Below are 18,949 nucleotides of genomic sequence, written 5' to 3'. Positions count from 1 at the left end.
GGCGCCCGCATATCCAATCAGCAAAATTCATAGATGCAATCATCCCGCCGACATTCCGATCGGGCTAAGATGCGGCGAACCAGGAGGATGCAATGCGCCGCCATTTCCAGATGTTTGCCGACTATAATCGCTGGGCCAATCGCCGCGTCTACGCCGCATGCGAAGACCTGAGCGACGAAGACTATCGCGCCGACGCGGGTGCGTTCTTCGGTTCGATCCATCGCACGCTCAACCACCTGCTGGTGGCTGACCGTATCTGGGTGAGCCGCATGACCGGGCAAGGAGAGGCACCGAAGGCACTGGATGTCGTTCTCTTCGATGACTTCTCCGCTCTTCGAGACGCTCGAGCCGCCGAGGACCAGCGGATCATCGGCTTCGTCGACGGCCTGAACGACGAGCGTATCGCCGGAGACTTCACCTACACGACCATCTCCAATCCGACCACCATAACGCAGCCGCTCGGGCCCGTCCTCTCCCACGTGTTCAACCACCAGACCCATCACCGCGGCCAAGTCCATGCCATCCTGACATCGCTCGGCGGACCGTCGCTGGTGCTGGACCTCGTCTATTTCCTCCGCAGCGATGGCTCCCGGTGGATGTAGTGCGCACCGGGGTCTGCCGTGCCAGACCAACCCGGCGATGCCACGATGACGGAGACGGTCCGCGTTGACGTGGCTCTTGCCTCCCATATCTGACGCTTCTGTCCCGGCGGCTGACGCTCCACACCGGTTCGCTCCTTGCTGCCACGAAGCTATGGTCCGGCGCGATGATTGAAGAGATGTCTCCACTGTTGCTCGGCGTCCTCGGCAGCCTGCTGGCCGGCCTGTGTACCGCCGTCGGCGCGCTGCCGGTGCTTTTCGGGCGGCGACCTGGCGGAGCCTTCCGCGATCTGTCGCTGGGCTTTGCCGCGGGAGTGATGCTTTCGGCGTCCTTCTTCTCGCTGATCATTCCGGCCCTCGATGCGGCGGAGCAGCGCTTCGGTGAGGGAGCGATACCCGCGGCAATTGCCTGTATCGCCATCCTTGTCGGCATGGGCACGGTTTCGCTGATGAACGAGTTTCTGCCGCACGAGCACTTCGACAGCGGACGCGAGGGTCCGAGCAGCGCCTCGGTGCGCCGGATCTGGCTCTTCGTCATCGCCATCACGATCCACAATGTCCCGGAGGGGCTGGCCGTCGGGGTCGGATTCGGGGCCAACGGCATCGAAGGCGGGCTGCCGCTCGCCGTCGGGATCGGCCTTCAGAATGCGCCGGAGGGACTGGCGGTCGCTGTTTCGCTCCTCGCGCAAGGCTATAGCAAGTGGCGTTCGTTCGTCATTGCCACGCTCACCGGCCTCGTCGAGCCGCTCGGTGGGCTGATCGGCGCAGCACTGGTCACCGTGTCACAACCGCTGCTGCCCTGGGCGCTCGCATTCGCTGCGGGCGCCATGCTCTATGTGATCAGCCACGAGATCATCCCCGAGACCCACCGCAGCGGCCATCAGAAACAGGCGACTTTCGGTCTTGCCGTAGGGCTGGTGCTCATGCTGTTCCTCGACGTCTGGCTCGGGTGAGCGAGCCACGCCGTCTCAAGCCGCACGTCGGCCCATCGAATGCCCAGAGCCATCCTTCGATAGCTTGAAGCGCACCATGAGGTTCTCGAGCGCCACCGCCTCGTTGAGGAGGGCCTGAACCGCCGCGGAGCTTTCTTCCACCATGGCCGCGTTCTGTTGCGTACCTCGATCGATCTCGGCAATCGTGCCGTCAATCTCGGAGATGCCCGTCGCCTGCTGGCGTGCACCGGAGACGATCCTCTGGATCTCGCCGCTGATCTGGCGGACTTCGTTGGCAATCACCGTCAGCGCCTCGCCGGCCTGGTTCACCAGCGTCACACCGTTGTTGACCTCCGCACCGGAGGCGTTGATGAGCGCCTTGATCTCCTTGGCAGCATTGGCCGACCGCTGGGCAAGTTCACGGACCTCCTGGGCGACAACCGCGAAGCCCTTGCCGGCCTCACCAGCGCGGGCGGCCTCGACGCCGGCGTTCAGAGCAAGCAGGTTGGTCTGGAAGGCGATTTCATCGATGACGCCGATGATCTGGCCGATCTCGCGAGACGAATTCTCGATGCGGCTCATGGCCTCCACCGCATTGGTGACGATCGCTCCAGAGCGCTCCGCACCATCGCGCGCCTTGTCCACCATGCGATCGACATGCTCGGCGACACTGGCGGTCTCGTTGACGGTCTGGGTGAGAATGCTGAGCGCGCTCGCCGTTTCCTCCACGGAGGCTGCCTGGCGCTCGGTCCGTACCGAGAGATCGTGGGTGGCGCGGCCGATTTCCGCCGTGCCTCCGCGGATGGTGTTTGCAACCAGGCCGGCCTGTGTGAGGACCGACTCGAGATTCTCAACGGAGGAGTTGTAGGAGTCCCGCAATGCATCCAGCGCCCCCTGGAACGGCTGGTCGATGCGATGTGCCAGATTGCCGGTCGACAGCTCGGACAGCGCCGTGCCGAGGCGCTCGACGACCAGCTTGGTCGCCTCCGCCTCACGGGCCCGCTCCTCGGCGTTCATCGCCCGCTGCTCTGCAGCCTCGCGATCCGCCTCCCGGGCCCGCTCCGACATTTCGACGGCATTGCGTTCGGCCTTGGTGGCGGTTTCGACCGCTGCGTCGGAAGCCTCGAACGCATTGACCACAGCATGCGTAAGGGCGACGAGCACGCCGGTCTGCACGATCAGGACCACGGCGTGGAGAATGACGCGCGAGAAATCGGATTCGCCAGGAAAGACCGCCAGCGGCATGACGAAGAAGAGAGCGAGGTGATGCACCGCCACCAGAGCCGAATAGGCGAGCAGCGCCTTCCAGTCGATCCACACGGCGCAGATCGCTAGGGAGGCGAAGAAGTACATGTGGATGTCGATCTGCAGCGGCGATCCGGAGAAGGAATAGACCAGCATGGCGACTGTGGCGGCATGCGCCATGGAGGTGACGATGCGCGTTGCGGGGCCGATGCGATCCTTCCACCAGCCCGCCGTTGCAAGCGCGACGATCACGAGGGTGGCGAGTACCGGAGCGAGCGAGAAGCCGTCGCTACTGAAGAATTCCCGAACTGCCACGAGCAGCAGGTTGATCCACAACAGACCGACAATGCCGCCCGCAGCCTTGTTGCGCAGCAATGCTAGTGAACTCATCCTTTGTTTCCTTCCAGGCAACCGAGTGCCAGTTGATGGTTGAGGACCAGAACCGCGCCTGCGCTTGCAAGCCGGGCTGCGAAGTCCGGGGCCTCTGAGTGGGCAACGGTCATCCACGGTAAGCGACCCTGGGCGACGAAGTCGCCACCAGCATTCGCGATGACCGAGAGAGGGTAATCGGGTGCCGCATCGGGATCCGTCAGGACCAGGACGAACCGGCCGTTGGGCAGGGCCCAGACCGAGAAGATCAGCAGCAGGAAGACGCAGAAATTCAAGACTATGAAGCTTCGACCCGTCAGCATCAGGCACCTGTCCAAAGGGGGCACGGCTCGTCCGTGCGTGGAGCGTCCTCCGTCATTCTAAGATCATGCTAGCCGGCATTAATAAAAAAGCCATTAATCACGGTCTTGCGGTTTGTCAGGTCGCGAGATGACGACGAGGCGGCAGCTTCGTTTCGCAGCCAGTCTGATCCCGTCTTGCCAGGCTCACCGACTTCAGCCAAAACGCCGGCCATGATCACCATTACCGATGTCTCAGCCCGGATCGCGGGCCGCCTGCTTCTCGACCATGCGAGCGTCAGCCTCCCAGCCGGTGCGAAGGTGGGGCTCGTGGGCCGCAATGGTGCCGGAAAATCGACCCTGTTCCGGATTGTCACCGGCGACCTTGCCGCGGAAAGCGGCTCCGTCTCGATCCCCAGGAATGCCCGCATCGGTCAGGTGGCACAGGAAGCTCCAGGAACGGAGCAGCCGCTGATCGAGATCGTGCTGGCTGCCGACAAGGAGCGGGCGTCGCTGATGCGGGAGGCGGAGACCGCGACCGACTCGCACCGCATCGCCGAGATCCAGACGAGGCTGGTGGACATCGACGCGCATTCGGCGGAGGCGCGGGCCGCGAGCATTCTTGCCGGCCTCGGTTTCGACCACGAGGCGCAGTCACGACCGGCCTCCTCGTTTTCCGGAGGGTGGCGCATGCGCGTGGCACTGGCGGCCGTGCTGTTCTCGCAGCCGGACCTGCTACTCCTCGACGAGCCGACCAACTATCTGGATCTCGAAGGCACGATGTGGCTCGAGGATTATGTCCGGCGCTATCCCTATACCGTCATCATCATCAGCCACGATCGCGATCTCCTCAACAACGCCGTCAATGCGATCGTCCATCTCGACCAGAAAAAGCTGACCTTCTATCGCGGCGGCTACGACCAGTTCGAACGACAGAAGGCCGAGGCCGACGAGTTGCAGATGAAGGCGCGCGCCAAGAACGAGGCGGCGCGAAAGCACTTGCAAAGCTTTATCGACCGCTTCAAGGCCAAGGCCTCGAAGGCGAAGCAGGCGCAGAGCCGTGTGAAGGCACTGGAGCGGATGGGAACCGTCGCGGCCGTGATCGAGGACCACGTCCAGCCGATCACCTTTCCGGAGCCCGAGAAGCAGCCGGCCTCGCCGATCATCTCTATCAGCGGCGGCGCCGTCGGCTACGAGGCGGACAAGCCGATCCTGAAGGGCATCAATCTGAGGATCGACAATGACGATCGCATCGCACTTCTTGGCGCGAACGGCAACGGCAAGTCCACCTTCGCGAAGCTGATCGCCGGACGACTGTCGTTACAGGCGGGAGAAATGAAGCTCGCGCCTAACCTGAAGGTCGGTTTCTTCGCTCAGCACCAGCTCGACGACCTGATCCCCAACGAGACGCCGGTCGACCACGTGCGCCGGCTGATGCCGCAGGCTGGGGAAGCGCAGGTGCGCGCCCGCGTTGCACAGATGGGCCTCGCGACGGAAAAGATGGCGACGGCGGCAAAGGACCTTTCGGGCGGCGAGAAAGCACGCCTGCTGATGGGGCTTTCAGCTTTCCACGCGCCGAACCTGCTCATCCTCGACGAGCCCACCAACCACCTGGATATCGACAGCCGCCGGGCGCTCATCGAAGCGCTCAACGATTATGAGGGTGCCGTCATCCTGATCTCCCACGACCGTTACCTGATCGAGGCGACGGTGGATCGGCTGTGGCTGGTGAACGAAGGGACGGTGAAGCCGTTCGACGGCGACATGGAAGAATACCGCGACCTGATCGTCGCGGCCGGCAGGAAGAAGGACGAGAAGCCGCAAGTCGGCGCAGAGGAGCCGGCGAACAAGGCGGAGCAGCGAAAGGCGAGCGCCGAGAAGCGCGCCTCGCTTGCACCGCTGAAGAAAAAAATCAATGAAATTGACTCCGTAACCGCGAAGCTTGAAAGACTGATTCAACAGCTTGATGCGGAACTTGCAGATCCGACGCTCTACGAGAAGGCGCCGGCAAAGGCGGCCGAGAAGGCCAGGCAGCGCGGGGAAGCGGCCGCAAAACTCGCAAATGCGGAGGAGCAGTGGCTGGAGCTGTCGGCCGAATACGAAGAGGCGATGGCTGGCTGACGCTCAAGCCTTCTTCACCCAGCGACCTTCGGGATTCTGCTGCCAGTAGGTGAGCAAATGACCCTCCCCCTTCAGCCGCTTCCATTGGCTGCGGGCATTCTCCACCTGCTCTGTGTCATAGCCGTCGAACATGAAGACGAGGCGTTCATAGGCATCCAGCGGCGGCGGCTCTGCGGAGTCGACGACAAAGCGCACGGTGGCGTCGTTGACGTTGCCGGAACCGGTCGTAATCAGCACCGGCTGGCGAGCAGCGTGCTCGCCGTCATCCGTGCCATGGGGCAGGAAGCTCTCTTCCCTGTAGGTCCAGAGATGTTCGTCGAGGCTGTCGCGGCGCTGCTCCTCACGCGTCTGCACCACCACCCGCCAGCCGCGCTCGACACACTTCTCGAGGAGCGCCGGCAGCGCATCCTCGAGCTTCGATTCCGTCAGGTGGTAGAAAAGGACTTCGCTCATGGCTCAGGTTTCGTAATGGTCGCGCACGAGCCTGTCGAGAAGGCGCACGCCATATCCGGAGGCCCATGATTGGCTGATCTCGCTGGACGGCGAGTTCATCGCCGTACCGGCCACGTCCAGATGCGCCCAGGGCGTGTCGCCCACGTAACGCTTCAGGAACTGTGCCGCCGTAATCGCCCCCGCATGACGCCCGGCCGAATTCTTCATGTCGGCAAACTTGGAATCGATCATCTTGTCGTATTCCTTGCCGAGCGGCATGCGCCAGAGCTTCTCGCCCGTCGCCTCGCCGGCTGCGCTGAGCCGGGCGGCGAGTTCGTCGTCATTGGAGAAGAGCCCGGCATGCTGATTGCCCAGCGCCACAAGGATTGCGCCCGTCAGGGTCGCGAGATTGATCATGAACCGCGGCTTGAAGCGGTCGTTGCAATACCAGAGCGCATCGGCCAGCACGAGCCGACCTTCCGCATCCGTGTTAATTATCTCGATGGTCTGGCCCGACATCGACGTCACGATATCCCCGGGGCGCTGTGCATTGCCGTCCGGCATGTTCTCGACCAGTCCGATAATGCCAACGGCATTCACCTTGGCCTTGCGCGCCGCCAGCGCATGCATGAGGCCGGCGACAGCGGCTGCGCCGCCCATGTCGCCCTTCATCTCCTCCATTCCGGCGCCCGGCTTGATGGAGATGCCGCCCGAGTCGAACACGACGCCCTTCCCGACGAAGGCGATGGGCGCATCCTTGGCCTTTCCGCCCTTCCACTGCATGACGGCGATCCTCGGCGGACGGGCGGAACCCTGTGCCACGCCGAGGATCGCATTCATCTTGAGCTTGCTCATGTCCTTCTCGGTCAGGATCTCGACCTCGACACCAAGGTCTTCCAGTTGCCTGGCCTTGTCGGCAAACTCGACCGGGCCCAGCACATTCGGCGGGAGGTTGACGAGGTCCCGAGCGAGCAGGACGCCGCCAGCGACGGCGTTGGCATCATCAAGCATTTTTGCGGCCTCGGCGTGGCTTTCGGTCACAATGGTGACGGCAACCTTCTTCGGCAGCTTTTCCTCATCGTCCTTCTTCTTTGTCTTGTAGGCGTCGAACGTGTAGCCGCGCAGCATCATACCCAGTGCAAAATCTGCAGCCTGACGGGCCGAGACCTCCAGTCCGGGGGCATCAAGGAAGACCACCACATTGCTCGATGACTTGAACTGCGCCGCCGCGGCACCGCCCGCGCGCAACCAGTCATGCGCCGTGAGCGCCTCCGGTTTCCCGAGGCCGAGAAGCAGCAGCCGATCCGCCGCGGATCCGCCCGGCGCTATCAACTCGAGCGTGCCCATAGGCTTGGCCTTGAACCCAGATATCTCGGCGGCGCGTGCCGATACCCCTTGCGGGTCCGCCTCCGCAAGACCGGCGAGAGCGCCCTGATCGGCGACCTGCAGCATCACGGCCAGCGTCTTCTCCAGAGGAGCCGACGTTGCGAAACGGATTTCATACTTTCCAGACATTCTAACCCCGAAGCTCGTTATACCATTTGCGCAGATCATCGCCGTTTCATCCGGCATGGCAACCCGAATGCGAAATTTCGTGATAATTCGCCCCATGCAGTGGCCCTGATCCGGGCGCGACTTGCAAAAGTCGGATTCTGATGGCTAGTTTCCTGCAAGTCAGATCAGAGAACATCCAACTCATGCTCTTGCAGAACATAAAGGCGATGGTGCTTCAGATCCGAACACAGCTGTTTGGCAGTGCACGCCGCGTCTTCGCGACCCTGCTGGTGGCATGGTTCACGCTGCTCGCCTTCTTTCATCTCAATCCTCAGATCGACATCGCCGTGGCGCGATCGTTCTTCTACTATGAGGCCTGCGCCGCCGGTACATCAGTCAGCGTTGTCTGCGGCCACTTCCCCTACAGTGACGACGCGCCGCTGGTGTTCCTGAGAGAGCTTTTCTTCTACCTGCCGGCTGCGGTCGCAATTGCAATGCTGATACTCTTGATCAGGGAGATCATGATTCGATCAGCGCCGTCCATCCGTCGCGTGCGCGATTACGGCATCGCTATTTCTTCCATGATCGTCGGGCCCTACATCCTCGTCAACCTGTTCTTGAAACAAGTTTCGGATCGTCCCCGTCCAGCCCAGACAGACTTGTTCGGCGGCGTGATGGAATTCAAGCCGGCAGCGGCATTTGATGGGGCATGCACCAACAACTGCTCGTTCTTGTCCGGGGAAGCAGCAGGCGGCGGCTGGCTGGCCTGCCTGGTAATCCTCATGCCGCCACATCTGCGACCGGTGCTCGGCCCTCCGTTGGTGGCAATAGCAATGCTCCCCGCGGCGATGCGCATGTCATTCGGGCGTCATTATCTATCAGACATAACGCTCGGCTTCCTGCTTCCGATCGTGGTCTATGCCGGGATCACGGCACTTTTTCAAATGACACAGTCCGTCATAAAATCACATTCACCGGCGACTTTATAAACCCAGAGCCGTCGTAAATATCAGCGCGATCGCTTAGATAGGCCGGCCATTCGATGGGTACCGGACCCCGAATCGCTGCAGCGGAACGTGATGAAGCTTCTCGAAATTTACATATTGCGTCGTATCTTCCAGATGTTCCTGGTCGCGCTCCTACCGGTGCTGACCATCATCTGGACCATACAGGTGCTGGGACGCATCAACTTGGTCACCGACACTGGTCAGTCGATGGGATCCTTCGTCATCCTTGCGACGTATATCCTGCCGACCATCGTGCCCGTCGTCCTTCCCTTCGCGCTCGCGATCGGCATCACACAAACGCTGACAGCGATGAACAATGACTCGGAGCTGCCGGTTATCGATGCAGCAGGCTCGTCACGCAGCATCATCTATCGGCCCGTTCTCCTGCTTGCCGCAGCTCTCAGCATATTCACGTTCGTTGTTGCCAATTTCGTCGAGCCGCCCTCTCGTGTCGCCGCACGGCAGATGGTGGCAGCGGCCTATGCCGACCTCCTCTCATCCGTCATCGAGGAAAAGACCTTCCGAAGCATCGAGGATGGGCTTTACGTCCAGATTTCGGAACGCCATTCCGGCCGCATCCTGACCGGGTTGTTCGTGGTCGACCAGCGGGATCCGAACTTCGACCTTATCTACTATGCCCGCGAGGGATCCATCGACGAGAGCGGCACTTCGCTCACCATGCGCGACGGCGAAGTCCATCGGAAGACGCCGGAAGGTCGCGTATCGGTCATCAAATTTGTGTCTTACGCCTTCGATCTGTCAGCGATGTCTGGAGCCGATGCGCCATCCTTTACTGCTGTCGACCGCAGTCTCGAGTTCCTACTCAATCCCGACCCCGAAGATCCGCATGTGCGGCATTCCCCCGGAAGCTATCGTGCCGAGTTGCATGGTCGCCTGACGGAATGGCTTTTCCCGTTCATGTTCGCTCTCGTTTCCCTGGTCGTTGCCGGCGATTCACGCTCTCACCGACAGGCTCGGCTGCATCCTATGGTGATTGCCCTGGTGCTGGCGTTCGGGCTCCGCTGGATGGGCTTCTCGTTCAAGAACCTCGTCAAGCAGGATGAGGCCAACACCTACCTGCTGTACCTGCTGCCGTCGGTCACCATCGTGATCTGCAGCTATCTGCTCGCCACCCACAGAGCGATTCAAGTTCCACGGGCGGTGTCCGGCTTCGCGAACCGGGCGCAGCGGTGGGTGCGGCAAAAGCTTTCGCCGAGGGCCTCGATGGGAGGCAGCCAATGATCGCCACCACCCTATCGCGATACTTCTTCCGAAGGTATGTTTCCACAGCTGGCTGGTTTTTCCTGGGCGTCTGCGGAATCATCTTTCTGGCCGACTTCAGCGAGACCAGCCGCAGGCTCTCCGGCCTGGAGGGCTACTCGGTACCGGCCGCCCTGCTGTTCACGGCGATGCGTACACCGCTGATCTTCCAGCAGACTATACCGACGCTTACGCTGTTTGTGGGGATGACCGCACTCATCGCTCTCAACCGCCGCCATGAGCTCGTCGTCACACGCGCCGCCGGGATTTCAGTCTGGCAGTTCATCACTCCCTTCGCGGCCGGAGCTCTCCTGATCGGACTTTTCGCAATGCTGGTTGTCAATCCGCTGGCTGCCTGGGGTCAACGTGAATCGCTTTCAATGGAGGCTTCCTGGCGGGAGGCGAGCGGCAGGGCGCCGAAATCGGAATTCCTCCCCTGGATCCGGCAGATCTCTGGTGGCAAGGACACGATCATCGGCGCGAAGAGCTACCGCGAGGACGGTGCGGAACTGATTGACGTCGTCATCTTTCACTTCGATGAGGACGGCCGGGTCACGCTTCGCCAGGACGCGGCGAAAGCCAAATTGGAAGATGGTTACTGGATGCTTACCGATGTCCAGGAGATTCGCCCGGGCGAAATTCCGAGCCGTGTCGAAAGCGCGCGACTCGATACCAATCTGAGGCAAGAGTATCTGCAAGAGAGCCTTTCCCAGCCTGAAAGCGTTGCATTTTATGATCTTTTGCGGAAGATCGAAGTCGGTCGCTCTTTCGGGCTTTCGACGAAGGCGCTCGAGACGCAGTTCCACTCACTACTTTCTCTGCCCGTCCTGCTGGTGGCGATGACGCTTATAGCAGCCACAGTCTCTTTGAAATTCAGTCGCTTCGCACAATCACGCTCGGTGATTCTGGGTGGAATCGTTTCCGGCTTCGTGCTTTATGTCGTGACGGTTCTCGTAAAAGCATTCGGGAGCAGCGGCGCTGTCCCGCCTCTCGTGGCGGTTTGGGTGCCGGTGATCGTCGCAACGGCTCTCGGCGCAACGATTCTGCTCCACCAGGAGGATGGCTAGTGGCGGTAAACGACCGCAAGAATATCAGACGGCGCCTTGCGGTCCTGCTGGCGAGTGTGGCTGTGTGCGTGAATGGCGTGCATCCGCTTTCCGTGCGCGCGCAAGGAAGCAGCGTGGGTCTGTCGGCCGTAGCGGACGACGACGCCAAGATGCTTCTGCGCGCCAATGAACTCGTCTACAATCGCGACGTCGAAAGGATTACCGCCTCAGGCGGGGTGCAGATTTACTACAACCGCTACCGCATGGTGGCGCAGCGGGTCGAGTACGACCAGCAATCCGGCCGCGTGATCGCTCGCGGCAACATCGAACTGATCGAGCCGGACGGCAACCGGATTTACGCCGACGAACTCGACGTTACGGATGACTTCGGTGAGGGCTTCCTGAACGCCCTCAGGGTAGAGACAACGGACAATACACGCATTGCAGCGGAAAGTGCCGAGCGCCTTCCCGGTGACCTCATGGTGCTCAACAATGGCGTCTATACCGCCTGTCTTCCCTGCGCCAAGAAGCCTGGCCGCGCTCCTCTCTGGCAGGTGAAGGCGGAGCGGGTCGTCCAGAACGGCCAGACCCACACGGTTCGACTTGAGAACGCGCGCTTCGAACTGTTCGGAATGCCGATCGGTTTCCTTCCGTTCATCGAGGTGCCCGACCACACCGTGGAGCGGAAGTCCGGCTTCCTGTTCCCCACCATGAGCCTGAGCGACAAGCTCGGCTTCGGGATTACAGTTCCTTATTATCACGTGTTCGCGCCGCACATGGATGCGACGCTGAGCCCGACCTACTATACCGGCCAAGGCGTTCTGCTGCAGGGCGAAGTCCGTAACCGTTTCGAGACCGGGGAGCACAAGTTCAGATTTGCCGGCATCGACCAGCGCGATCCAGGTGCATTCGATACAGGGACAAGCGACTACAATGCCGAGACGCGGTTCATGGCTGCGTCGGAAGGCCGGTTCGAGATCAATCCGCGCTGGACCTTCGGCTGGGACGTCATGGTCCAGAGCGACAACAACTTCTCGAAGACCTATACGCTCGATGGCGTTAGCGACGACGTATTCCGAAACGAGGTCTACCTGACCGGTCTCGGCAAGCGCAATTACTTCGACTTGCGTGCCTTCTATTTCAATGTCCAGGATACGGCCGCAGACAACCTGCTCGAACGCCGTCAGGCGATCGTCTATCCCTCGCTGGATTACCAGTACATCGCACCCGAGTCAGTGGCAGGCGGCGAACTGTCGATCACGACCAATTTCACCAACCTCTCCCGCAGGGAAGAGGACTTCTACTACCAGGGAACGACTGCCCGCTATCCTGGCCTCGACGGTAACTACACCCGCTTCTCGACCGAAGCGGAGTGGAAACGCACCTTTACCACACCCGGCGGCCTTCTGCTAACGCCACTCCTCGCCGCCAGGGGTGATGCCCTACGGCACAATTCAGGCACGCCCACACTGACGTGGGACGGCAATACCTATAGCTACTACAGCCTCGAAGACTCGGGTGCCTATGGTCGCTACATGGTAACGGCTGGCCTGGAGGCTCGCTATCCGTTCCTCATCAGCACCGACAGCAGCAGCCACATCATCGAGCCGATCGCCCAGATCTTCGTCCGACCAGACGAGCCGCTGGCCGGTGGCCTGCCGAACGAGGACGCGCAGAGCTTCGTCTTCGACGCGACCACGCTCTTCGAGCGTGATAAGTTCTCAGGCTACGACCGTATCGAAGGCGGGACGCGCGCCAATGTTGGCATTCGTTATACGGGATCGTTCGACAACGGGGTCGGGCTTCACGGGATCTTCGGTCAAAGTTATCACCTTGCCGGCCTGAACTCCTTTGATACCGACGATCTCGTCAATGCCGGTGCGAACTCGGGATTGGAGACTGACCGGTCAGACTACGTGGGGATGGCGGGAATCAGCCTTCCCTTCGGTGTCTCGGTTGAAGCGGGAGCCCGGTTCGACCACGATTCATTTAACCTGGAGCGGACCGACACATCCGTCTCCTACAGTTCCGCAAGGCTGAGCAGTTCGCTGATCTATACGCAGATCGAAGCCCAGCCGGAATACGGGTCGAGTGAGGATACGGACCTCCTGCAATCGTCGAGCAGCTTCCGCATCAACGAGAACTGGTCCGTGAGCGGGGGGGCGATCTGGGACCTCAACGGACAGGAGGTCATCCAGCGCAATGTGGGTCTCTCCTATGCGGACGAGTGCACAATCTTCACTCTTGCCTACGCAGACGAAGGCCCCAGCAGCACTAATGCCAGCGACTGGACAGTCAGTGCACGGATCACCTTCCGAACTCTGGGCGACATCGATCTCGGATCCGGTAGCCTTGAATAGCCTATGGGGCGTCATTGTTTCGCCGCAAGAATTGTGCAACCGGTGCCTGATTGTTAGACAGGGGAGTGCGACGGCCCGGATGGAGCGGTCGCGCAGAAGGACGTGATCATGTTGGCAATGAATGCAACACGCAGGCTTCTCCTCGCCGTGGCGGCTCTTGCCGCCGCCGTGGTGATCGAACCAGCCCATCACCAGGCCGTTGCGGCCACCGAAGTGGTCGCCGTCGTCAATGGCCTGCCGATCACCAGCAGCGACGTCAGCCGCCGCGCCGCCTTCCTGCGGCTCCAGCGACAGAAGAGCGACGCCAAGACCGCGCGTGACCAACTCGTCGAGGAGGCCCTGAAACGGGAAGAGATCGCACGGGTGAAGATGTCGGTCAGCACCGATGACGTCGACAAGGCCTTTGCCCGCTTTGCCGCAAGCAACAAGCTGTCTCCCGAGCAACTGACGAAAATCCTCGGACAGGCGGGTGTGGGCGCCGAGCACTTCAAGGAATACATCGCGGTACAGATGAGCTGGCCGCGTCTCGTCAATGCCCGCTACGGCAGCCGGGGCCGGATGTCTTCGCAGGAACTCGTCACGCGAATGATGGAAAACAAGGAAAAGCCGGTTACCACCGAGTACTTCCTCCAGCAAGTCATCTTCGTGGTGCCGGACTCCAAGCGCAATGCGATCCTCGGAAAGCGGAAGGCAGAAGCAGAGGCCTCGCGCACCAAATTCCCGGGGTGTGAGCAGTCCAAGCAGTTTGCTGCGACGATGCTCGATGTTTCCGTCCGCAGCCTCGGACGGGTGCTTGCTCCGGAACTGCCGGAGGAATGGAAGCCGCTCATCAAAAAGGCTTCGGGTGGAACGACTGGGACGCGGGTTACCGAGCGCGGGGTGGAATTCCTTGCGATCTGCAACCAGCGGCAGGTGTCCGACGACTTCGCCGCGGAAGTGGTCTTCCGTGCCGAGGATCTTGGCAAGCAGAAGAGCGACGCGAACCCGAACGAGGAGAAATACCTTGAGGAACTGCGCAACAAGGCGCAGATCGACCTCCGCTGACTTTTGAGGAACGGCATGCCACTTGATCGCCCACTTGCTCTTACCCAGGGCGATCCAGCCGGCATAGGTCCGGATATCGCACTTACCGCCTGGCTGAAGCGACGGGAATATGGGCTGCCACCCTTCCTCTACATCGGAGACCCCGAGGTCCTCTCTGCACGCGCCTGGCTCCTTGAACTGGATGTTCCAATCTCCGAAACCGACGCCGCAGGGGCGCTGGCATCGTTCGACGCAAGCCTGCCAGTCTATCCCGTCGCTGCGGGTGCGCTTGTGGCACCGGGCGAGCCCCATGGCGCGACGGCAGGCGGGACCATCGCAGCGATAGAGAAGGCCGTTGCATTTGCCCTCGAAGGTACAGTGGCCGCAGTCGTCACCAACCCGATTGCGAAGTCAGTCCTCTATGCCTCGGGCTTCGGATTTCCGGGGCATACTGAGTTCCTCGCCGAACTTGCCTACCGCGCGACGGGAGAGAAGGTGACGCCGGTGATGATGCTTGCCGGATCGAAGCTCAGGGCAATCCCTGTCACGATCCATATCCCCCTTAAGGATGTGCCGGCGGTCCTGACGGAAGACCTGATTGTCGAGACCTGCGAGACTGCGGATCGGGACCTCAGGAGCCGCTTCGGGATCAGCCAGCCGCGCCTCGCGATCGCGGGGCTCAACCCTCATGCGGGTGAAGACGGGACGATCGGCAGGGAAGATGCAGAAATCATCCATCCGGCGGTCACCCGGCTGCGCCGGGAGGGGGTCAATGCCTTCGGACCGCTGCCTGCGGACACGATGTTCCACGACGAGGCCCGCAGCCGCTACGACGTGGCCGTCTGCATGTATCACGACCAGGCGCTCATCCCGGCCAAGGCGCTCGGCTTCGACACTTCCGTGAACGTGACGCTCGGCCTGCCATTCATTCGCACCTCCCCCGATCACGGCACCGCCTTCGGGATCGCCGGGCAGGGCGTGGCCCGCGAGAGCAGTCTGGTAGAAGCGCTCAGGCTTGCGGCCGAGCTCGCGGAGAAATCCGCAAAGGTCACAGCATAATGGCGACACTGGATGGGCTGCCGCCCCTGCGAGAGGTCATCCAGCGGCACGGGCTGGATGCGAAGAAGGCACTTGGCCAGAATTTCCTGCTCGACCTCAACCTGACCCAAAAGATAGCGCGCAGTGCCGGTCCGCTGGAGGATGCAACCGTCATCGAGGTCGGGCCCGGCCCCGGCGGGCTGACCCGTGCAATCCTATCTCTCGGCGCGAGGAAACTGATTGCGATCGAACGGGATTCCCGCTGCCTGCCTGCCCTTGCGGAGATTGCCGAGCATTATCCGGGACGTTTAGAGGTGATTGAGGGAGATGCACTGAAGGTCGACTTCGATGCGCTTGCCGCCGACGGTCCGGTCAAGATCATCGCGAACCTGCCCTACAATGTCGGCACGCAGTTGCTGCTCAACTGGCTTCTCCCCAAGTCATGGCCGCCCTTTTGGGATTCCCTGACGCTGATGTTCCAAAAGGAAGTTGGCTTGCGCATCGTCGCGCGGGAAGACGATGACCATTACGGGCGCCTCGGCGTACTCGCCGGCTGGCGGACCGAGGCGCGGATGGTGTTCGACGTGCCGCCGCAGGCGTTCACGCCGCCGCCCAAGGTTACTTCAAGTGTCGTGCATCTGACGCCGCGGCAGGCGCCCCTGCCCTGCGACGTCAAGAAGCTGGAAACCGTCACGCAGGCAGCCTTCGGACAGCGGCGCAAGATGCTGCGACAGAGCCTGAAGGCGCTGGGTGGCGAGGCGCTTTTATCGAAGGCGGGCATTGACCCGGTCCGGCGAGCAGAAACTCTGTCTGTCGAGGAATTCGTTACCCTCGCCAACGTGCTCTAGAGCAGATCGGCCACTAAGCCAGCTTCCCCTTTTGGAGCACTTGCTTCCGGCTAGAGTGCAGGCTCTTCCGTCAGCAGTCCCTGGACGAAGTCGAAGAGACCGTGCCGACGGTCGCGGCGGATCCGCTCTGCCTTCACGATACAACTGACATATCCGAAGGCTTCATCGAGATCATCGTTGACGATCACGTAGTCATACTCCCGCCAGTGCTCGATCTCTGCCCGCGAGTTCAGGAGGCGCGTACGGATGACTTCCTCGGTGTCCTCAGCGCGCCGGTGCAGACGTGACTGGAGCTCGGTCATCGAAGGCGGAAGGACGAAGATGGAGACGACATCCGCCTTCATCTTCTCCTGCAGTTGCAGGGCACCCTGCCAGTCAATGTCGAAGAGCATGTCGCGGCCTTCGGCCATGGCCTGCTCGACCGGCTCACGGGGGGTGCCGTAGTAGTTGCCATGAACCTCCGCCCATTCCAGGAGGTCGCCCGCGTCCCGCATCCGCTCGAACTGCGGCACCGTGATGAAATGGTAGTGCTTCCCGGCGATCTCGCTCGGCCGCTTCTGGCGCGTTGTCACGCTGACCGAGATCTCCAGCGAGTGGTCGTCATCCAGCAGGTTGCGGGCGATCGTCGACTTACCCGCCCCGGATGGCGATGACAGCACCAGCATCAGGCCGCGGCGCGCAATCTTGGACGGGCTGGATGCTGCAGGTCTCATGTATCACTCCAGATTCTGGACCTGTTCACGGAACTGGTCGATGACGACTTTCAGTTCGACACCCGCGGCGGTGACCGCGCTCGAGTTCGATTTGGAACAGATGGTATTCGATTCGCGGTTGAATTCCTGCGCCAGAAAGTCGAGACGACGGCCTACCGGACCACCCTTCCCCAGGAGATCGCGCGTAGCGGCCACATGAGCCTTCAGTCGGTCGATCTCTTCACGCAGATCAGCCTTGGTCGCCAGAAGCGCAACTTCCGAGTGGAGACGAATCGGGTCGAGCGACTGGCTGTTGTCCTGGAGGAGTGCTGCCACTTGTTGCTGGAGCCGACGGCCAATCTCCTCGGCAGACCGGGACGGATCTTTTTCCACGATCAGGGCGAGTTCCTCGACCCTATCGATCTGGCGCGCCATAACATCGGCAAGTGCGGCACCTTCCTGCTCGCGCATCTGCCTCAGATGAGCGAGTGCCCGCGCAAGACATTCGACTATCTCCGCGTCGCGCGCATCTGCCTCTTCAGCGCTTTCCTCCGCCTCACGAATGTCGACAATGCCGCGGATGCCGAGAAGCGTGTCGAGCCGCAACGGTGCGGGATCGATGATATCGCCGAGCTCCGCGCGAAGCGACAGCACAGCATCCAGCGCCTCGCGATTGAGCACCGCTTCCAGCTTCGTCTCCGAGGCGGCGAGCGTCAGCGAGGCCTGGATATTGCCTCTCGTCACCTGTTCCCCGACCAACCGCCGGACCTCAGGCTCAAGTCGTTCGAGACCAGGCGGAAGGCGCAACCTGAGATCCAACCCCTTTCCATTGACGGAGCGCAGTTCCCAGACGATGCGGTAACGCCCGAAACTTCCTTCGTTGCGGGCAAAACCGGTCATAGACTGCAGGGTCATCGGAATCTCCAGCCAGCGCCGCGTTTCAGTTGGTCGGCTTTTCAGCCTCGTCGCCGCCCGGCTGGCCGTCGCCCAACTCGGCTTCGGCACTGTCGGCGCGTTCCGCCTCCAGCTTGCGCCAGCGGCGGACGTTGGCGTTGTGCTCCTCGAGCGTCTCGGCAAAGGCATGGCCGCCGGTGCCGTCGGCGACGAAATAGAGATCCTTCGTGCGCCATGGGTTGGCCACGGCTTCCAGCGCGGCACGACCGGGATTGGCGATCGGCGTCGGCGGCAGGCCCTTGATGACATAGGTATTGTAAGGCGTTTCCTTCTGCAGGTCCGACTTGTAGATCGGCCGGTCGGACGGCTTGCCGTCACCGCCAAAAAGCCCGTAGATAATGGTCGGATCCGACTGCAATCGCATGCCCTTCTGCAGGCGGTTGAGGAAGACGGAGGCGACACGCGCGCGTTCATCATCCACGCCCGTCTCCTTCTCCACGATCGAAGCCAGCGTGACGAACTCCTCCTTCGTCTCGATCGGATGGTCAGGATCCCGCTTCTCCCAGATCTGGTCGATCAGCCTTTCCTGAGCCACGCGCATCTGCTGGACGATCTCGGCACGCTTGGTGCCTCGGGAGAATTTATAGGTATCGGGCCGAAGGCTTCCTTCGGGAGGCAGTTCTGCCGGCAGTTCCCCTTCCAGGACAGGATCTTCCGCGAGCCGAAGCATCATCTGACGGACCGTCAGGCCTTCGGGCAGCACGACGGAATAAAGGATGGACTTGCCGGACTCCAGGAGTTCCATGATCTCCTTCATCGATGCTCCGGCCTTGATGTCGTACTCCCCGGCCTTCAGCGTGCCGCCATTGCGCAGATAGGTGGCGCTGACATAGCGGAAGACGCGCGCATCGGAGATGATGCCGTTGCGCTCGAGGTTGTTGGCGATCTCCGCGAGACCGTTGCCGGCGCGGACCATGAAATGGGTATTGGCTTCCAGCGGACCTGGCTTCTGAAAGCTTGAGATCATGTAGTAGAAGCCGGCAACCGCGACGACGCAGACGATCACCACCATGGTCATGACGAAGTTCAGGAAGATCACAAGCTGGCTGCGCGCCTTGCGCGACCGCCGCGGAGGCTCCGGCACGCGCTCCGGCTTCAGGGCCTCGTTGGGTGACTTCGGAATGATCGGTCCGTGACCGTTGCCGGGGTTGTGCGGCGTGTCGGCCATATGACTGTCGTTGTTCACTGTGCCCCCCTAGAATGCACGGTCGTTACCGCTTATTGGCCAAG

The 18,949-nt window shown here is 61.6% G+C and carries 18 protein-coding genes; 10 read left to right on the top strand and 8 right to left on the bottom strand.

The features are described 5' to 3' along the window. The first annotated feature begins 92 nt into the window (after positions 1–92). Positions 93–602 (top strand): DinB family protein, encoded by a 510-nt coding sequence (locus tag FN060_RS03850; protein ID WP_077547075.1) that lies wholly within the window; start codon positions 93–95, stop codon positions 600–602. Positions 603–778: 176 nt separating this feature from the next. Continuing rightward, positions 779–1,552: a ZIP family metal transporter gene (locus FN060_RS03845; RefSeq protein WP_235864210.1), complete on the top strand. Its 774-nt coding sequence runs from the start codon at positions 779–781 to the stop codon at positions 1,550–1,552. 15 nt (positions 1,553–1,567) lie between these two features. Here FN060_RS03845 and FN060_RS03840 read toward each other — a convergent pair whose 3' ends face one another. The 3 genes from FN060_RS03840 to FN060_RS03830 form a co-directional block, all read right to left on the bottom strand. After that, positions 1,568–3,166 carry a methyl-accepting chemotaxis protein gene (locus FN060_RS03840; protein ID WP_172973606.1) on the bottom strand — a complete coding sequence of 533 codons (1,599 nt, stop codon included), beginning with the start codon at positions 3,164–3,166 and terminating at the stop codon, positions 1,568–1,570. Continuing rightward, the gene (locus FN060_RS03835) at positions 3,163–3,468 is read right to left on the bottom strand and encodes a hypothetical protein (RefSeq protein WP_142586938.1); all 306 of its coding nucleotides are present in this window, start codon (positions 3,466–3,468) and stop codon (positions 3,163–3,165) included. The genes FN060_RS03840 and FN060_RS03835 overlap by 4 nt, the downstream gene beginning before the upstream one ends. 68 nt (positions 3,469–3,536) lie before the next feature. Beyond that, a complete protein-coding gene (locus FN060_RS03830; RefSeq protein WP_172973607.1) occupies positions 3,537–3,689 on the bottom strand; it encodes a hypothetical protein in 153 nt (50 codons plus the stop codon). Between FN060_RS03830 and FN060_RS03825 the strand changes: the two genes are divergently transcribed. Next, positions 3,679–5,565 carry an ABC-F family ATP-binding cassette domain-containing protein gene (locus FN060_RS03825; RefSeq protein WP_142586937.1) on the top strand — a complete coding sequence of 629 codons (1,887 nt, stop codon included), beginning with the start codon at positions 3,679–3,681 and terminating at the stop codon, positions 5,563–5,565. The two genes, FN060_RS03830 and FN060_RS03825, sit on opposite strands and share 11 nt — an antisense overlap. Positions 5,566–5,568: 3 nt before the next feature. On the opposite strand, the gene FN060_RS03820 is transcribed toward FN060_RS03825, so the two are convergent. Then, a complete protein-coding gene (locus FN060_RS03820; protein WP_142586936.1) occupies positions 5,569–6,018 on the bottom strand; it encodes a DNA polymerase III subunit chi in 450 nt (149 codons plus the stop codon). A gap of 3 nt (positions 6,019–6,021) precedes the next feature. Then, positions 6,022–7,512 carry a leucyl aminopeptidase gene (locus tag FN060_RS03815; protein WP_142586935.1) on the bottom strand — a complete coding sequence of 497 codons (1,491 nt, stop codon included), beginning with the start codon at positions 7,510–7,512 and terminating at the stop codon, positions 6,022–6,024. Between the two features lie 140 nt (positions 7,513–7,652). Here FN060_RS03815 and FN060_RS03810 point away from each other — a divergent pair, with 140 nt between their 5' ends. From FN060_RS03810 to rsmA, 7 genes are all read left to right on the top strand, one after another. After that, a complete protein-coding gene (locus FN060_RS03810; RefSeq protein WP_142586934.1) occupies positions 7,653–8,480 on the top strand; it encodes a phosphatase PAP2 family protein in 828 nt (275 codons plus the stop codon). A 90-nt stretch (positions 8,481–8,570) separates the two neighbouring features. Next, positions 8,571–9,740, top strand: a complete 1,170-nt coding sequence (locus FN060_RS03805) for an LptF/LptG family permease (protein WP_142586933.1) — start codon at positions 8,571–8,573, stop codon at positions 9,738–9,740. Next, positions 9,737–10,825 (top strand): LPS export ABC transporter permease LptG, encoded by a 1,089-nt coding sequence (lptG, locus tag FN060_RS03800; RefSeq protein ID WP_142586932.1) that lies wholly within the window; start codon positions 9,737–9,739, stop codon positions 10,823–10,825. Before FN060_RS03805 ends, lptG begins: the two co-directional genes overlap by 4 nt. Then, a complete protein-coding gene (locus FN060_RS03795; RefSeq protein WP_142586931.1) occupies positions 10,825–13,164 on the top strand; it encodes an LPS-assembly protein LptD in 2,340 nt (779 codons plus the stop codon). The genes lptG and FN060_RS03795 overlap by 1 nt, the downstream gene beginning before the upstream one ends. A gap of 108 nt (positions 13,165–13,272) precedes the next feature. Next, positions 13,273–14,208 carry a SurA N-terminal domain-containing protein gene (locus FN060_RS03790; RefSeq protein WP_142586930.1) on the top strand — a complete coding sequence of 312 codons (936 nt, stop codon included), beginning with the start codon at positions 13,273–13,275 and terminating at the stop codon, positions 14,206–14,208. Between the two features lie 15 nt (positions 14,209–14,223). Then, positions 14,224–15,246 (top strand): 4-hydroxythreonine-4-phosphate dehydrogenase PdxA, encoded by a 1,023-nt coding sequence (pdxA, locus tag FN060_RS03785; protein WP_142586929.1) that lies wholly within the window; start codon positions 14,224–14,226, stop codon positions 15,244–15,246. Then, complete coding sequence (gene rsmA / locus FN060_RS03780; RefSeq protein WP_142586928.1) at positions 15,246–16,073, top strand: 16S rRNA (adenine(1518)-N(6)/adenine(1519)-N(6))-dimethyltransferase RsmA; 828 nt, start codon at positions 15,246–15,248, stop codon at positions 16,071–16,073. Before pdxA ends, rsmA begins: the two co-directional genes overlap by 1 nt. A 50-nt stretch (positions 16,074–16,123) precedes the next feature. Here rsmA and gmk read toward each other — a convergent pair whose 3' ends face one another. From gmk to mltG, 3 genes are read right to left on the bottom strand one after another with little or no spacing between them, the layout of a single operon-like run. Continuing rightward, a complete protein-coding gene (gmk, locus tag FN060_RS03775) occupies positions 16,124–16,786 on the bottom strand; it encodes a guanylate kinase (RefSeq protein ID WP_052637791.1) in 663 nt (220 codons plus the stop codon). Positions 16,787–16,789: 3 nt separating this feature from the next. After that, positions 16,790–17,680 carry a YicC/YloC family endoribonuclease gene (locus FN060_RS03770; protein WP_142586927.1) on the bottom strand — a complete coding sequence of 297 codons (891 nt, stop codon included), beginning with the start codon at positions 17,678–17,680 and terminating at the stop codon, positions 16,790–16,792. A gap of 25 nt (positions 17,681–17,705) precedes the next feature. Beyond that, positions 17,706–18,887, bottom strand: a complete 1,182-nt coding sequence (mltG, locus tag FN060_RS03765) for an endolytic transglycosylase MltG (RefSeq protein ID WP_142587120.1) — start codon at positions 18,885–18,887, stop codon at positions 17,706–17,708. Between the last annotated feature and the right edge of the window lie 62 nt (positions 18,888–18,949).

Source organism: Pseudorhizobium halotolerans (genome assembly GCF_902153235.2).
Classification (GTDB): domain Bacteria; phylum Pseudomonadota; class Alphaproteobacteria; order Rhizobiales; family Rhizobiaceae; genus Neorhizobium; species Neorhizobium flavum.
This window is presented reverse-complemented; position numbering and strand designations above follow the sequence as displayed.

Bases quoted from the DNA above. Each gene is read 5' to 3' on its own strand.
- FN060_RS03790 (WP_142586930.1), top strand. From the start codon at position 13,273: ATGTTGGCAATGAATGCAACACGCAGGCTTCTCCTCGCCGTGGCGGCT.
- lptG (WP_142586932.1), top strand. From the start codon at position 9,737: ATGATCGCCACCACCCTATCGCGATACTTCTTCCGAAGGTATGTTTCC.
- FN060_RS03770 (WP_142586927.1), bottom strand. From the start codon at position 17,680: ATGACCCTGCAGTCTATGACCGGTTTTGCCCGCAACGAAGGAAGTTTC.
- FN060_RS03825 (WP_142586937.1), top strand. From the start codon at position 3,679: ATGATCACCATTACCGATGTCTCAGCCCGGATCGCGGGCCGCCTGCTT.
- FN060_RS03840 (WP_172973606.1), bottom strand. From the start codon at position 3,166: ATGAGTTCACTAGCATTGCTGCGCAACAAGGCTGCGGGCGGCATTGTC.
- pdxA (WP_142586929.1), top strand. From the start codon at position 14,224: ATGCCACTTGATCGCCCACTTGCTCTTACCCAGGGCGATCCAGCCGGC.
- FN060_RS03815 (WP_142586935.1), bottom strand. From the start codon at position 7,512: ATGTCTGGAAAGTATGAAATCCGTTTCGCAACGTCGGCTCCTCTGGAG.
- FN060_RS03845 (WP_235864210.1), top strand. From the start codon at position 779: ATGTCTCCACTGTTGCTCGGCGTCCTCGGCAGCCTGCTGGCCGGCCTG.
- FN060_RS03830 (WP_172973607.1), bottom strand. From the start codon at position 3,689: ATGGTGATCATGGCCGGCGTTTTGGCTGAAGTCGGTGAGCCTGGCAAG.
- FN060_RS03820 (WP_142586936.1), bottom strand. From the start codon at position 6,018: ATGAGCGAAGTCCTTTTCTACCACCTGACGGAATCGAAGCTCGAGGAT.
- FN060_RS03835 (WP_142586938.1), bottom strand. From the start codon at position 3,468: ATGCTGACGGGTCGAAGCTTCATAGTCTTGAATTTCTGCGTCTTCCTG.
- rsmA (WP_142586928.1), top strand. From the start codon at position 15,246: ATGGCGACACTGGATGGGCTGCCGCCCCTGCGAGAGGTCATCCAGCGG.
- FN060_RS03850 (WP_077547075.1), top strand. From the start codon at position 93: ATGCGCCGCCATTTCCAGATGTTTGCCGACTATAATCGCTGGGCCAAT.
- FN060_RS03805 (WP_142586933.1), top strand. From the start codon at position 8,571: ATGAAGCTTCTCGAAATTTACATATTGCGTCGTATCTTCCAGATGTTC.
- gmk (WP_052637791.1), bottom strand. From the start codon at position 16,786: ATGAGACCTGCAGCATCCAGCCCGTCCAAGATTGCGCGCCGCGGCCTG.
- FN060_RS03810 (WP_142586934.1), top strand. From the start codon at position 7,653: ATGGCTAGTTTCCTGCAAGTCAGATCAGAGAACATCCAACTCATGCTC.
- mltG (WP_142587120.1), bottom strand. From the start codon at position 18,887: ATGGCCGACACGCCGCACAACCCCGGCAACGGTCACGGACCGATCATT.